The following is a 14,957-nucleotide window of genomic DNA, read 5'->3' on the forward strand; positions in this document are numbered from 1 at the left end:
GATAGGAAACTCTAGTCAACCCAATATACGTTTAATTAAATTTTTCCATAAATCCGACATTTCATCTTCTACATTGTGATTGGTACTATTTTGATAGATTAGCTTCTCATAGTTTGCTGTTAGCTTAGCCATTTCATTTGTACCATACCAATTATCTATTCGGACAGCAAATTCTCTCAGTGTTTGATCTGGTTCTTTCTGGAACCCTTTCTTACTCAATAATTTCAATACGAAATGGAAGGCTTCTTGATATGTCGCTTCATCCTTTCGTTTGGTCATTTTTCGCTCTAATAAATAGGTTCTTATTTGATTTCTCTTCCAGTATACTAATCCGATTCCAATAAGGAGAATCACTGCTAGAATAATCCCATGAACTATTGTAAATTCCATCTTTTGATCATCTGCTTTAGCAGCTGGGCTAAATGCCTCATCAGCCTCTTGTTCTGGCACTTCTAACTCTTGTTCTGGTGTTTGTGGTTCTGCTTCAGGTGCTTCTAGTACATCATCTTGTGTGGATGTATCAACAGCATAACTATTTGGTGCATTGAAGCCCTGTGTTGGCTCAAATGGTACCCATCCAATTCCTTCAAAATATACTTCTACCCATGAATGGGCATTGGCATTGGTTACTTGATATAGATTATTACCTTCCTCATCAACATTGTCGCCTATTTTTTCACCACTAGTAAATCCTTTTACCCACCTAGCTGGAATGTCTAGTGTACGAAGCATAACAACCATGGAAGTAGAGAAATTATCACAATATCCTACCTTTGTTTCAAACAAAAATTGATCTACATAATCTTGATCTTCCTCAGGAACAGCAACATCACTAATTTGGTAAACAAATCCATTAGCACCAAAATATCGTTCAATTGCACGGACTTTGTCATACTGATTATCGTGATTCGCTGTAATTTCTTCTGCTAGTACTTGGACCCTATTTGGCAAAGTGGATGGTAGACGAGTGTATTTCTCTAGTAAATCTTCATCTGCCGGTGTACCACTCTCCCTCATCTGATCGATAGGGTATGATGGCTTGTCATATATAATCTTATAATCAGACAGAACTACAGTACTATCATTTATTTCTGTTCTAATTTCACCTGTAGCATCATTTAGCTTCAAGGACACATTCTCATCAGAAGGGGTTACTTGATTAATTCCATACGGATAAAGTAGTTTCGAAATATACGCTCGTTCATCAAAATCTAGTCTCAACTGTCTTTCTTCTGTCACGACGTCTGAGGTGAAGGTTTCAAAGCTAATCATTCCATCCTCTTGTTCCTCAAATTCCTTCCGCTTTGAATTAAGCCAACCCTTCCCCGTATAAAGATCCTTAGATTCTACACGGAAATAATTGTCCTCCTTCATATAAGCTTGAAAGACTGGTGTATAATCTTGGACAAAGGAGCCGCCAAGACTATCATCATTTTCACCATAACCAACCTTCTGAATTACTCCAACCCCACCAATCCCATTACCATTTACGACACCTTCTATAAACGGAACTGGATCAGCCCATTGTGGGTCAAGCTTTGGCGCTGCATAACCAACTACGGAAGATAATAATACAATGACTATTAATGGGAGAATCCAAAGTGGTCTCGTACCTAATCGATAGCTTTGTATATTCTCTTTTTGGATTTCCTTTAGAACATTCGCTAATCCTAACGCTAAAAATGCAATAATGAATGTGCGTAAAATTGCCCAATCTGCGTTATATACAGTAAACGTATCTAACAGTGTGATATAAACAAACGTTAGAACACTGAATACCATAACCCGCTTTACCTGAACAAACCAATAAAAAATCAGATAGCTCATTAACCATATAATGAGTAAAAATAATAAGGTACGGAACATATTAGACAAATCAAACCATTGTCGCGATAGTAGAACTTGGATATTATAGGCAATTTCTGCATAGAATTCCTTGAACCAGGTCATACTCCAAAAACTATTGGCAGAATACAATCCATTCAAAATAAAAATAATCCCAAATCCTTTTAAAATAAAGGATAGCCACCATTTAATTTGAATAAGGCTGATAAAGAAACAAAAAAACGTATAGATAATAAAGATGCCGATGAACGTCGTATCCGTTACTTGATCTACTGGATAAAGCCACTCTAGAAATAACAATAAACCAGCCAGATAAAGAATAGAGGTGTAAACAAAAGGTATATTCGTTCTATTTAGTTTCCTCATAATGCATTCACCTCGATTGGATCCATAACCAAATCTTTCTCGGTTAACAGACTAATGCCAACCCCTTCATTACGAAGCTCTTGGATAACACGATGTTCCTCCATGGAAATACGGCCCTCGGACTGAATATATAGAATCATAAGCTTCTTCTCTCTTAGCCCCATATGTTGAAGCGTATCTCTTACCATGTGATCCAGATGCGTTGTAACTAATATGACAAAGTAGCTATTCGTTATTTTTTGCATTTCTTCTTTTAGCTTCCTAGCAAATGGATAGTTCAAACGTGGCTGTACTTGTGTTAAGTGCTTTCTGATTCCTTCCATTTTCGCAGGGTCATTTTTAACAGGGAAAAATACCGTATCCTCCCCAATCGATAGAAAACCAACTTGAGAGGCTTGTCTTCTTATCGTTTCCATTAAAGACATACTCGCCTCAATAGTGGCTTCATAAGCAAGTAAATTCATGCCATGATAATAGCAATTATCTAAAATAATTAGCGTATCTGTACTTTTTTCCTGTTCAAATTCCTTGGTCATGACATCATTTTTCCTAGCTGTTTGTTTCCAATCGATCCAGGAAAATTTATCACCTGGCGTATATTCACGAACGCCAGTTGCAACGTTTGTATTTTTTAGATTTAAGGAAAAGGATGAAATCGAGCCTTGCTCATAGCTGTTTATCTTTTCAACTAAATGAATATTCCTTGTAACGGGATATACGATTAACTCATTCGTTACGGGATAAACATACTCCTTTTTAATTAATCCAAATATGTCACCTGTCTTAACACGAACAGCAGGAAGAACGTGAACCCCTCTAGGTAGCTGATCGAGATCATAGGTAATAATAAATTCACGCTTAAACCAAGGGAAAATAATCTTTTTCATTTGACGGTTTTGATACAATTTATTCGGTTGGTCCATATATTGGTATTTAGCATGCCGAATATCCATTCGATTTAACGACTCAGGAAACACTTCCTCAACGATGACATAGTAAATGGGAAAGGGGATTTTACGTTTTATTTGGATAGAAGCCGTAATGCGGTCCCCTGTGGCAACAACATGCTTAAACATATTCCTCTCCACACTCCAACGGGAAATCGGATAAAACAGTAAACCCACTAAATAAAGGAAGATTGGTAGAAAGCTATAAAATAGGAACCAACTCGTAAATCCCCCTTGAAACATCGCATAAGCAAAAAGTATGACAAATAGGAATAAGATAAATAGACCATTACGTACTAAACGAAAAGCTGGTTTCATTACCTAAAATTCCTTTCGAATTGGTACAAATGTTTGTTTGACTACCTGCTCCACTATTTGTCTTGCTGTTTTCCCGTCATATTTCGCTTCAGAAGTTAAGATAATCCGGTGTGTCAGTACATATGGAGCTAAATACTTCACATCATCAGGAAGAACAAAATCCCTACCATTGATATATGCGTAAGCTTTCGCTGCCCTCATCAAGGCAATTGACCCACGTGGACTAACTCCTAGAAAAATATCATCATGGTTTCTCGTCTCACGGACAAGATTAACAATATATTGTTGAACATTTTTCTCTATATAAACCTGGCGAACTTCTTCTTGGATTAAAACTAATTCTTCTTTTGACATGACAGGTGAAATTGTTTCAATGGGGTGCTCTTTGGATATTCTTTCTAGCATTTCCAATTCGTTCTCTAAAGATGGATATCCCATCGTTAGTTTCAAAATAAAACGATCTAATTGAGCTTCTGGTAGTGGATATGTTCCTTCATATTCTATCGGGTTCTGTGTTGCCATTACGAAAAAAGGCTTTTGCAGCGGAATTGTTTTTCCATCAACCGTAACGCTTTTTTCTTCCATGCCTTCTAAAAGTGCAGACTGTGTCTTCGGTGATGTACGATTGATTTCATCCGCTAATACAATATTGCCTAAAATAGGTCCACCACGAAACTCAAATTCCATTTCTTTTGGATTATAGATTGAAACACCGGTTACATCAGAAGGTAATAAATCTGGGGTAAATTGTATTCTTTTAAAATCACAATCTAGTGATTTAGCTAATGTACGAACTAACATTGTTTTTCCAACACCAGGCACATCTTCAAGTAGAACATGGCCCTCAGCAAGTAAAGCTACCAAACTTAAAACAGCTACGTCTTCTTTTCCAATCATTACTTTATTAATATTCTCGATGACTTTTCCTACTTTTTCGTTATACACAATCGTCTCCTGCATCCACTAACGCCCCTCTGCATAAATTACTTTTCCTTTTAACTATACTAAAAATCAAGTACTTAGTAAAAGGATACTTAAAATACATTATTTTCAAAAAAAGAGGTGTATAAACGTTTTAATTTAAATAAATTGCTATGTTTATTTCTATTATTCTTTACCCTATACACCCCTTTGAACTTGTACCAAACCTAAATAGTGAAAATAAGTTGGAATATAAAAGAGACAAACCTTAAGAAAAACCAATAATAAGGCTTGTCTCTTTCTTCTATAAACGAGGTACGTGGCCTTTGTTACCCATTTCCTTTAAAAACGGATTTTGCAGCATATCTATCCAAAGTGATGTTTGCTCAAGCTGATAGGCCAATTGTAAAAGACGGTGTTCTTCTCCCTTAGTTGCCATTACTTGTACACCTAAGGGTAAGCCTTGCTCAGATAAATAGACAGGTAAAGAAATAGCTGGTTGTCCAGTTAAATTTGCAAGCTGCGTAAATGGTGTATAGGTTAAGCTCGGTAGGAACATTTCATAAATTAGCTCCTGTTGCCCATTTTTATCCAGTTTTTCAATTCGCTCTCTCAATTCCATTTGCTTAGCATCAGAATGGGTAAGTTCCCCTACCTTTGGTGCTGTATAGGCGGTTGCAGGTGTAATAAAGAAATCATATTCCTGATGGAACTCGGCCATTTGCGCTGCCGCAATATCCCAAGCTGCAAGACTCGCAGAAAACTCCGCTGCTGTTACGGACTTACCAGCAACACTTAACAGCCAGGATTCGATCTCCATATCATCTGCTGTCATTTCTCTACCAAATGCCTCTTCCAGTTCTTGAACTAAAGAAGCCATCTCTCCACTATTCATCAGGTAATAATTACGCATTAGCTGGATACCATCTACATCATTATCTCTTTCTTCCACATAATGGCCCTCACTTTCCAGCCAAGTTACGATGTTCTGAACTGCATTCTTGGCATCCTCAGACACCGGAGTGCCTACCGGAGACTTCGTCGAGAAAGCAATGCGTAACGGTTTAGCAAACGGTTTTTTCATTTCTTCTAGGAAGCTACCAGGGAAAAGCGGCGTTTGAAAAGCAGCTTCAGGTTGAACAACCTGTAAAATATCTAATAATGCTGCACTATCCCGAACCGTTCTAGACAAAGCAAAATCAATCGATGCCCCTTGCCACTGACGTCCATTACCAGGACCTACAGGTGTACGTCCTCTTGTTGGTTTTAATCCGACTAATCCCGAAAAGGACGCCGGTATACGAATAGATCCTCCCCCATCACTAGCCCCGGCCATTGGTACTACCCCGGCAGCAATTGCAGCTGCTGTGCCACCACTAGAGCCCCCTGGAGAATAATCCGGATTCCAAGGGTTTCTTGATGGGCCATATAATACAGGCTCTGAAATATTCTTTAATCCAAATTCTGGTGTATTCGTATGTCCCAAGAATAAAAATCCTGACTGTTGTAGCTTGTCCACTAGATTAGAATTATCCTTAGCAAAATTCGAACGCAAAAGCCGTGAACCTGAAGTGATTGGCTCACCCTTTAGTCGTTGGGATATATTCTTTAATAAAAATGGTACTCCAGAAAAAGCCGCTTCACCAATGCCTAGTTTCTCAGCTTCTTGTAAAACCTTTTCCTTTCTATCATGAACGACTGCGTTAATATCCGGATTAACTTTTTCTAATTGCTCCAAGCTTAACTGTACAAGCTCTGTAGGGGTTACCTCTTTTTTTCGAACTAACTCTGCCAAATCTGTTGCATCTAATGTAACGTACGTATGTAAATCCATTTTCTACACCTCGAGTTTATTCTATTTCTTCTAGTTTATCACCAAAAAATGAAATAGAACATTACCTTGTTTCAACTAGGGTCGATCTCATTTCTTTATCCTTGAAAAGTAATAATATAAAACAACCTTTCATAAGATGTTACGAAAATCATATCCAATCACGCCATGTTTACATGCTTTATAAATAAACTGTTGTCGTTCATTGGTTATTAGCGTCTTGCCCCACTATAAACAGCAAGAATAGAGGAGGAAGTACCTTGTTCTCACAAAAACTCAGTATACGAATCTTTATCATAGGAATTTTCGTTAGTATTCTATTAGTAGCATGTGATGATAAAACAGATAATCCTTTGGAAGAGAATTCCGCCCCAGAAAAAGAAGATATAATGAAAGAAGCTAGCGAGCCAACACCTGGTGGATCTATTGTTGGTGCTATGTATGAACCACCAGCGGGAATGTTTAATCCCATATTTTATGAGGATCCTTACGAAGCGAACATTCTCTCCTTTACACATGAGAGTTTAGTAGGTCAAAATGAACAACTAGAATTCATTCCTAAGTTAGCAAAAAGCTGGGAGACTAATGAAGATCAAACTGAATTAACCCTTTACCTAGAAGAGGTCAAATGGCATGATGGAGAAGAATTTACTGCAGATGATGTTGTATTTACTTATCAGTCCATTGCAGACCCTGATTATACAGAAGCTGGTGGGGTTCACACTGCATTTGTAGAGCCACTACTGGGATATTCCGAATATGTTAACGGAGACACCGATCAATTCCAAGGCGTTATCGCAGATGATACGTATACGGTCACCTTTAAGTTTAAGGAACCAATGATAAATCCACTTTATATTGCAAGCTTTCCAGTCATTCCAGAGCATATATTTAAAGAAATTCCAATAGCCGATATGCCTAGTGCAGAGGCATCCATAAATCCAGAAAAAGTAATCGGTACAGGACCGTTTAAATTTGCTAAAGCAGTTGAAGGAGAGGAATACATTCTCGAACGCCATGATGCATACTGGCAAGGCACACCATATCTTGACGAAATCATTTGGCGAGTAGTAGCAAAATCAGTTATCGCAGGACTGCTGGAAAGAGGTGAAGTGGATATAATAGCAAATCCAGATGTAATCTCTGCAAATGATTACGAAACAGTACGTGACTTGGAAAATATCACCTTAGTGGAGCAGCCTGATTTTAGCTATCAAATACTCGGTTTCAAACTGCATCACCAAACAAAAGAGGATGTCGAAAACGGCATCATTAACCCAACTAACTGGAAACCTAATCCAAAGCTTTCCGAACCACAAGTTCGACAAGCAATCGCTTATGCTATAAATCGAGAACAATTAATTATGGAATTATTAAACGGACGTGGACAATTACTTCACTCTCCTATCGCCCAATCATTTTGGGCATATGATGAAAGCGCAACAGAACATTATAGCTTCGACCCAGAAGAGGCAAAAGCATTGTTAGATGAACTAGGTTATGTGGATACAAATGAGGATGGATTTCGTGAAGATCCGGACGGAAATGAGTGGGTATTACATTTCGATTATCCTACAGGCAATGCAATTCGGGAAGAAACGGGCCCATTAATTGCACAAATGCTTGAGGAGATTGGAATTAAAATTGAACTTCGAGAGCCAAAGGAAATGTTTACCTTCATCCAGGATTTAACCAATGATAACAATGATTGGGATTTATACTTATTAGGTTGGAATCTATCCAGTACCGAGCCAGATCCAGCTAATCTATGGTTATCGACTGCTGCATATAATTTTTCACGTTGGAATAATCCAGATTCTGACGATTTATTAAACAAAGCTATAAAAACACCAGAAGCCTTTGAGCAAGACTACCGTTTAGATGTATATCATGATTGGCAAAAGCTCTATTCCGAAGAGCTGCCTGCGCTTATTCTTTATACACCAAATAATGTATGGGCATATAACAATCGATTAAAGGGTATTGAACCATTACCTTATACGCTATATAACAATACACATCAATGGTGGGTTGTCGAGAAAAAGTAACATTGGTGTAGAACTAGAAGTGGATGGGACATAACAAAAGAATTAAATGTAAAACCGAATGATACACGATACTAGCTCTGGAAATTTGCGTAGATTCCTGCGGGAGGAAAGGACAAGGTTGAGCCCCTATTGTCTCATCCTCTTCTTTATTTTCTCTTTTGGAACAAATGATGTTAGCTAATCCTGCTAGCCTGCATTATTCACTTATTTTTCCAGAATAAACATCAGTCTCGTGGTCACAATAATACCAGGAGGTGTTACGATGAGTGAAAAACAAGACAATACACCAGAAAAGTTAAAAGTTGAACTCGGTGGAATGGGCTTATATGGTACAACAAGCAATATGGAAGTTGCCGGATATAAGGCTACCGGTGATATCGAGAACGCCGGTCAAATTAATAAAGGATTCAAAAATAATAATGAAGAATCTGGAGCAACGGCTTCAATCGATGATTCTAACCCTGGTGATGACTGATTTCTCATATAGCTAAAGCAAAACTATATGGTTTAGCGAATTAGGTAAATTAATATTTGCTCTCACATCATACGTAGTTCCTATGGAAGACATACAATATGAGTGATATGCAAACCACCAAAAATAAACAGATGTTATGAATAGTGGAAACACAAGTATTTCCGGAGCAGATTATTGCAACTGTTAATTTTAATTCAGAGGTATCGTTTACTGTCAGAATATTAGTCGTAGAACACTTTTAGTATAATTTAGGAGTTACGATTCCATAATTTGGACCGGTACCTCTTTATATTCCATCCCTGAGACTTGATAGCATTTATATTGAATCTCTTTATTCATAAGCGAAATAATTAGCATTTTAATATCTTCATCTGGATGGTATTGTAGATCTTCCATTGATGGGATAGGGGGTGCTGTCGGATGCGAATGATATAAAATGATTACTTTCTCCCCCTTAGCACTGATCCTTCTAAGTACCTCTCCAACTGTATGACTACTTACTTTAAATTGCTTCTTTAGTTTTGCCTCATTTTTCAAATTCCAATTTGAAATAACTTCATTATCTTGACGGCCACTTAAAAAACCACAACATTCATATGGTAATGCTTGATAGCAATTCTGAATAATTAATTTTAATACCTCTTTCGGAATTATAATAACCGACTCATTACTCTCCATTCATAACACCCTTACATGTTTTTTGATTTCCTTGATTGCTGTTTAATATTTTATTAGTGTTTTGCATATGTATAGTAACGTTACATGTTATGGAGGTGGTAATGTTGAGTTTTGATACATTACGAAATAAAATAGCTCAATTAAATAACCAAACGCAAGCGTTCACTACCGAACTATATGAACTAGTTAAGGATTATAAAAGCAAGCCGAATATTAATTCAATACTTGGATTTTTTACGTATTCTGTCAATATGACAAGTGATCCGAAAGAAGAAAATATTATATTAGGTGATTTCCATATTCACAATCTAACAGGTAATACACTCGCTGCATTATATTTATGTTTAAAAGTCAATACAACAAGCACCTACAAGTTTACTGGTAAGTATCTTACTAAATCAGCACAAGCAGATAGTTCAGAACCTTTTAGTTATTGGCAGCAACTGCCAGAACGGAATGAAGAACATGAGTATTGGTTTCAGTTGACTCCGAATAAGGAAGTAAAGCCACTTGAGAAAATAGCGTTCTCAGACTTTCAGGTTAGTTGGAAAAATACACGGTCTAATGTTTGCTCTATTCAAGCATTCCTTTATACAGAGTCCGAAAAAGAAGGAATTAATTCTCTTAATTCCATTAGTGTTAATACGACAGGCTAAAGGAGGTAAGGAATTGACTCACCATAATGAGTTATGGATACTCTTACAAAACCTACTACATAACCAACTTCAGCAAATCGGCACCGAGAGTAGCATTCAAGAACAATTAGACCATATCATACTTACGATGCTGGTAGATTACAAAGTAAAAGGAAACAATCAGATCCCCCCTACAAATAATGCAAACGATGCTGATCTCAGTGCTATCATTCACGAATTAGATAATGCTATTGAAGTTAATCGTAAAGAGTTTGATAATTTACTACTACTACTGAAGAAATAATGAGAGAATTACCTATAAACAATGCCCGTGGCTAGATAAGCCTTTACGTACTCGGTCTAGCCACTCTGGGGCAAAACAAACTTAATTGGAAACATCTCATTTTGAAAAACTAATATGTGGTTACATAGCTTACCCATAGAATTTCTTTAGCTTCTTCCAAAATGACTTTAGAGTAAATTTATCCTCCCGTAATGGTGGTTCTTCTTGTGTGTTTTCCACAACAGCTTCCTTTTGTACTAACTCTGTTTTTTCGTTGGGGTTAACATAATTCGGCTCAACGTCCACTATTTCTTCCTTTTCATTCTCCTCCATTACTGTATCAGGTGTACCTAATACTGGACTTCCTTCGTCTACTTGAGGAGTAGATAAATTCTGATTCGCAGCTTGATTTAATTGTTCTCCATTCTTTGATTCTGTTTCTTCTTTTTCACTCTCCTCCATTACTGTATCAGGTGTACCTAATACTGGACTCTCCTCGTCTGCTTGAGGAATAGATAAGTCCTGATTGGCAACTTGATTTAATTGTTCTCCATTCTTTGATCCTGTTTCTTCCTTCTCATTCTCCTCCATTACTGTATCAGGTTTACCTAATATTGGACTCTCCTCGTCCGCTTGAGGAATAGATAAGTCCTGATTGGCAATTTGATCAAAATGGTCTCCATTCTTCGATTCTGTTTCTTCCTTTTCACTCTCCTCCATTACTGTATCAGGTTTACCTAATACCGGACTTTCCTCGTCTACTTGAGGAGTAGATAATTTCTTATTGCCAATTTGATTTAATTGTTCTCTATCCTGTGATTCTGTTTCTTCCTGTCTTGGTTGTTCTGTCATTTTCCCTATTTTGGAATGCTGTACATATTCCTCTTCATTCACTCGTTCTGACGGAGCAGTTGATGTTATTTCCACCACATTTTCCACTGGTTTTTCTTGTTGCTCTGGTAGTTTCTCTACTTGAACCACTGGATTCTCTTTTTCAACTTGCCCTTCTTCTTTGTTGTCGTTATTTTTCAATTTCTTATTTTCCTTTATTTCGATATTTCTTACATATACTGGCTTTGCCTTTTGTTTACTAGATGGTGTGTGTTGATTAAAATTTGTGGAACTATTTTTATGGAGGCTAGTTTTATTCTCAGGTATTTTTCCAGGTATTGATTCAATATTGGTTAATCCTCTCAAATCCCTAAAGGTAATCTCTTTTTTAGGTGGATTGCTTATGGGTGTGGGAGTGGGTGAAGTAGTAGATGGAAATGGTCTAGTCTCTTTAGGTGGTTTCCTTTCTTCAAGGATTTTTTTAATCTCCATTATTTGACTTTGTAGATTAGTAAGCGTTGTATTTACATGGCTAACATCCACTGTCTCTTTCTCGGTTCCTTTTGCCCATAGATCCGAACCTTGCTCATTATCATTAGCTGGCTCGGCACCTTTAATAACCGTACTTTCAACATTCTGCTTTTCAATCGATTCTCTATCACTTTTACTAGTTCCTTCGTCCATATTGTTGTCCTTGTAAATAGACATTATATCCTTAAACTCCTCTCTTTCTATAAACAGTCTATTTAGTATTGATATGTTGAATTGCATCATCTCTTTTTGGTGTTCTTTTCTATCCAAATCCTTCATGATTGGGGAATATTTTCGAACTGACGCCGTTGATTTTTTATTATCTGTAGAAATTTCGTTAGCATGTAGAGGGGCTTTCTCCCTTTTCTGTTCTTTCTTATCTGGTAAAGATTCTGCAATTGGATTGTTTTTCTCTGTTTTCTCAATCATCTTCGTAGGGTTTAATTCCTTCTTCAACTTATTTAGGTCTTGTAATAATGATTCCTTATCTTCCTTGATTTTATAATAATCGAATAGACAGTCTTTGTATTTTCCCTCCATGTGTATCAGTCTTTTTCTCGTTTCTGCTAATCTACTCTTTACCTTCTTCATTTCGGACTTTATTTGACAATATTCTAGATCATTTTCCTGATATTCTCGTATTACTTTTCGATATTTCTTGAGCTGATTAAGTAAGCTTTGAACATCCTCCCTTGTATAGGATTTAGACATTCTATCCACCTCATAGCACAATAATTTAAGATATCTTATGAGATCCTAACCTTCAGTGTGACAGATTTCCAGTCTCATTAACCTATGTGAGTAAATTAGGTAAAGATACATTTTAGATATTAATCCTAGAAAATAGTCTTTTGTACAGTTCCAAATATAGTGTAAACACATAATTTGTTACTGATAATAAATTATTGAAAAGGAGAGATATACTGATGCAGGAACTACCATTACAAGGAGCTCAAGAGCTTCTTTGCATAAACACAGAAAAAGTCTATGATTGGGTCGTTTTACAAGAAGACTTAAATCAATCTATCTTACCAGCAGCTATAGGTGCATTACCTTTTGATCCATGTGGTCCAGCAGTTAGCAATTTAACAGCAACTTGCTATCTTGTTGACCCGCTTACAGGTAATCCACTTCCACCAAACGCTATAATACCAGTTACCGAAACAGGTGAGCGAGAAAATCGCGAATTTGTTATAGATGGTGCATTAGTTACATTACAACGTGTATCATTTGTAAAAACACTTAATGTAGTCATTGAATTTACCGGTATTAATGGTACTACGCCATTTGTCTTTATTTCAGATGAAATTGAAATAGACATTCCAGAATCCGTATTCCTTTGCGCACCAGAAGGAACTCGACTTGTCGTTCGAGTATCTGATATTGATTGTAGTGTCAATGTAAACTGTGTTGCTGGAGCTTTAGAAAGTGTTGATTTATTCTTAAATGTTTGTCAAAGTGTTCAATCAGTTGCAGATGTTACAATAGAACTTGTGGCAGACTTCTGTCAGCCTAGGGATATTCTAACGGAGCAATGCCCAACTCCATCAATTCCTCCTCAATGTCCAGTTGTTTTCCCAGGAATTATGGCAACGGCTAAAAATAAAAACACCACGAACCAAAGCGAGTAATTTTTATTTAGCGTTATAGATTCCATGAGATTTGAATCTATAACGTCTTTTTTTTACAACAAATATTAACGATTACTTTTTATTTAAAAGCTTAAACGAATAAATATTTATTAAACGTATCGCTTATAAAAATAAAGCTACTGGCCCTTGATGGTTAGTAGCTTTTTTATAGGAATTAGAGATTCATTCTATATCCTCTACTTATCAAAGATAACTATCCTTCCTTCTCTAGAACTTCCCTGCTCACCTTCGATTCAAGTAATTCCTTATTAAAGAGAATTCGCTCATCATCTGGCCTATATTCCCTTGCCTTCTCATTATGATAGTAAGATCGCTTAAAATCCTGAAGATTATAATAGCACACACACATTTGTAGGTGAGGATACCATGTTGAATATGCTGGATAAGTAAAACTCCACTTATTAAAGTCATCTTCAAGCTCTGTAGCTAAAGTATACCAATAGATAGCTGACTGATACTCCTTGTTTCGTTGATAATAATAGCCTATTCGACTACATGATTCAGGTCGAGGTGTTTTAGAAAACCGAAAAGATTCATACAGAGAAGCGATCTCCTCGTCTAACTTTCCCAAAAAACGGTAACAGTCTGCTTTATTGATACATGCATATACTTTATCTTCTATCCAGCCTTCTTTCATCTCAATATTATGGTTATAGTTTTCAATTGCTTTTTCATAATATCCATTTTCTCGAAGTTCATTTCCATAATAAAAATAGTCTCTTGGCGTAAAGGTATCTCCTCTTTCTAATTTCTTTTCATAAATGGATAAGTTTCTCCCTACGGAATGACTAATCTTTTTATGGGTCACGGCTACATCTGAGTTGATGACTTTTCCGTATACTTCAAGATATTGATGGCAATCGCCTTTCCATTGAAAATTTCTGCTTCTTTTGACTAATCTATTTCTTCGATACGTTAATGTTACGTTACCATAGCTATCCATACCCGCATTGTAATACATTGACACTGAATCAACCGATGGATCAAGAGTCTTCTTAAGATTTTTCAACTTTTCTTGATCCTCTTCAAGTAACACATCATCTGCATCCAAATACAGGATGTAATCCTTTGTTGCATATTTAAACGATTCATTTCGTGCAGCAGCGAAATCATCTATCCATTCAAAATAAAAGACTCTATCTGTATATTTTTTAGCTATTTCGACCGTCTTATCAGAAGACCCAGTATCCACAATATTAATCTCATCAACAATATCCTTTACTGTATCAAGGCACCTTGCCAGTACTTCTTCTTCATTTTTAACAATCATACATAAACTTATCGTAATCATTTTAAAAAGCTCTCCTCCTACTAAAAGGTTTTTATTCCTATTAGTAATGTATTTAAAAAAATGAAAATAGATTGTATCAAGACCTACTCCCTAAAAAAAGGGTATTTGTATATCATTAGTAAGACATTAGATACAAGTAACTAATTCATGAACAGCTAGTTTTTTCATATAAAAAAGAGGCTGGGACAAAACCCCAGTAAATAATTAAAAACGTAGCGCTAACCATTTAAAATGGTAAGTGCTACGTCTTTTTTAATATTCTTACTCTTTTTAGTAAACAAAAAGGACACCCTCTGATAAAATTA

The 14,957-nt window shown here is 36.5% G+C and carries 12 protein-coding genes; 5 read left to right on the forward strand and 7 right to left on the reverse strand.

Translation table 11 applies throughout. The features are described from left to right. Window positions 1–15: 15 nt before the first annotated feature. From AAIB49_RS15960 to AAIB49_RS15975, 4 genes are all read right to left on the reverse strand, one after another. Window positions 16–2,211 (reverse strand): transglutaminase-like domain-containing protein, encoded by a 2,196-nt coding sequence (locus AAIB49_RS15960; protein WP_343458592.1) that lies wholly within the window; start codon window positions 2,209–2,211, stop codon window positions 16–18. Then, on the reverse strand, window positions 2,208–3,476 hold the full coding sequence (locus tag AAIB49_RS15965) for a DUF58 domain-containing protein (RefSeq protein WP_211742183.1): 1,269 nt from the start codon (window positions 3,474–3,476) through the stop codon (window positions 2,208–2,210). Before AAIB49_RS15965 ends, AAIB49_RS15960 begins: the two co-directional genes overlap by 4 nt. A gap of 3 nt (window positions 3,477–3,479) precedes the next feature. Then, the gene (locus tag AAIB49_RS15970; RefSeq protein WP_211742184.1) at window positions 3,480–4,436 is read right to left on the reverse strand and encodes an AAA family ATPase; all 957 of its coding nucleotides are present in this window, start codon (window positions 4,434–4,436) and stop codon (window positions 3,480–3,482) included. 265 nt (window positions 4,437–4,701) lie between these two features. Then, complete coding sequence (locus tag AAIB49_RS15975; RefSeq protein ID WP_343458593.1) at window positions 4,702–6,231, reverse strand: amidase; 1,530 nt, start codon at window positions 6,229–6,231, stop codon at window positions 4,702–4,704. Window positions 6,232–6,488: 257 nt separating this feature from the next. Here AAIB49_RS15975 and AAIB49_RS15980 point away from each other — a divergent pair, with 257 nt between their 5' ends. Together AAIB49_RS15980 and AAIB49_RS15985 are read left to right on the forward strand one after the other, a co-directional pair. After that, window positions 6,489–8,276, forward strand: coding sequence for an ABC transporter substrate-binding protein (locus AAIB49_RS15980; protein ID WP_343458594.1), 1,788 nt, complete (start codon window positions 6,489–6,491; stop codon window positions 8,274–8,276). 262 nt (window positions 8,277–8,538) lie between these two features. Continuing rightward, a complete protein-coding gene (locus AAIB49_RS15985; RefSeq protein WP_339217083.1) occupies window positions 8,539–8,751 on the forward strand; it encodes a hypothetical protein in 213 nt (70 codons plus the stop codon). A gap of 255 nt (window positions 8,752–9,006) precedes the next feature. Here AAIB49_RS15985 and AAIB49_RS15990 read toward each other — a convergent pair whose 3' ends face one another. Then, a complete protein-coding gene (locus AAIB49_RS15990) occupies window positions 9,007–9,429 on the reverse strand; it encodes a M67 family metallopeptidase (protein ID WP_343458595.1) in 423 nt (140 codons plus the stop codon). Window positions 9,430–9,533: 104 nt separating this feature from the next. On the opposite strand from AAIB49_RS15990, the gene AAIB49_RS15995 reads away from it, so the two are divergent. Together AAIB49_RS15995 and AAIB49_RS16000 are read left to right on the forward strand one after the other, a co-directional pair. Beyond that, entirely contained in the window at window positions 9,534–10,085 is a 552-nt protein-coding gene (locus AAIB49_RS15995; protein WP_186869058.1) for a hypothetical protein, read from the forward strand. A 13-nt stretch (window positions 10,086–10,098) separates the two neighbouring features. Further along, complete coding sequence (locus AAIB49_RS16000) at window positions 10,099–10,368, forward strand: hypothetical protein (protein ID WP_343458596.1); 270 nt, start codon at window positions 10,099–10,101, stop codon at window positions 10,366–10,368. Between the two features lie 129 nt (window positions 10,369–10,497). Here the strand turns inward: AAIB49_RS16000 and AAIB49_RS16005 are convergent, their stop codons facing one another. Next, window positions 10,498–12,420 carry a hypothetical protein gene (locus AAIB49_RS16005; RefSeq protein ID WP_343458597.1) on the reverse strand — a complete coding sequence of 641 codons (1,923 nt, stop codon included), beginning with the start codon at window positions 12,418–12,420 and terminating at the stop codon, window positions 10,498–10,500. A 215-nt stretch (window positions 12,421–12,635) separates the two neighbouring features. Here AAIB49_RS16005 and AAIB49_RS16010 point away from each other — a divergent pair, with 215 nt between their 5' ends. Then, a complete protein-coding gene (locus tag AAIB49_RS16010; RefSeq protein ID WP_186869061.1) occupies window positions 12,636–13,340 on the forward strand; it encodes a BMQ_0737 family morphogenetic spore coat protein in 705 nt (234 codons plus the stop codon). Between the two features lie 214 nt (window positions 13,341–13,554). On the opposite strand, the gene AAIB49_RS16015 is transcribed toward AAIB49_RS16010, so the two are convergent. Beyond that, on the reverse strand, window positions 13,555–14,652 hold the full coding sequence (locus tag AAIB49_RS16015; protein WP_186869062.1) for a glycosyltransferase: 1,098 nt from the start codon (window positions 14,650–14,652) through the stop codon (window positions 13,555–13,557). Window positions 14,653–14,957: the final 305 nt, after the last annotated feature.

This window comes from Ornithinibacillus proteolyticus, assembly GCF_039581225.1.
Taxonomy (GTDB): domain Bacteria; phylum Bacillota; class Bacilli; order Bacillales; family Amphibacillaceae; genus Ornithinibacillus; species Ornithinibacillus massiliensis.

Coding starts and splice junctions, on each gene's coding strand:
- AAIB49_RS15960 (WP_343458592.1), bottom strand. CDS start 2,211: ATGAGGAAACTAAATAGAACGAATATACCTTTTGTTTACACCTCTATT.
- AAIB49_RS15975 (WP_343458593.1), bottom strand. CDS start 6,231: ATGGATTTACATACGTACGTTACATTAGATGCAACAGATTTGGCAGAG.
- AAIB49_RS15990 (WP_343458595.1), bottom strand. CDS start 9,429: ATGGAGAGTAATGAGTCGGTTATTATAATTCCGAAAGAGGTATTAAAA.
- AAIB49_RS16010 (WP_186869061.1), top strand. CDS start 12,636: ATGCAGGAACTACCATTACAAGGAGCTCAAGAGCTTCTTTGCATAAAC.
- AAIB49_RS16005 (WP_343458597.1), bottom strand. CDS start 12,420: ATGTCTAAATCCTATACAAGGGAGGATGTTCAAAGCTTACTTAATCAG.
- AAIB49_RS15970 (WP_211742184.1), bottom strand. CDS start 4,436: ATGCAGGAGACGATTGTGTATAACGAAAAAGTAGGAAAAGTCATCGAG.
- AAIB49_RS15985 (WP_339217083.1), top strand. CDS start 8,539: ATGAGTGAAAAACAAGACAATACACCAGAAAAGTTAAAAGTTGAACTC.
- AAIB49_RS15965 (WP_211742183.1), bottom strand. CDS start 3,476: ATGAAACCAGCTTTTCGTTTAGTACGTAATGGTCTATTTATCTTATTC.
- AAIB49_RS16015 (WP_186869062.1), bottom strand. CDS start 14,652: ATGATTACGATAAGTTTATGTATGATTGTTAAAAATGAAGAAGAAGTA.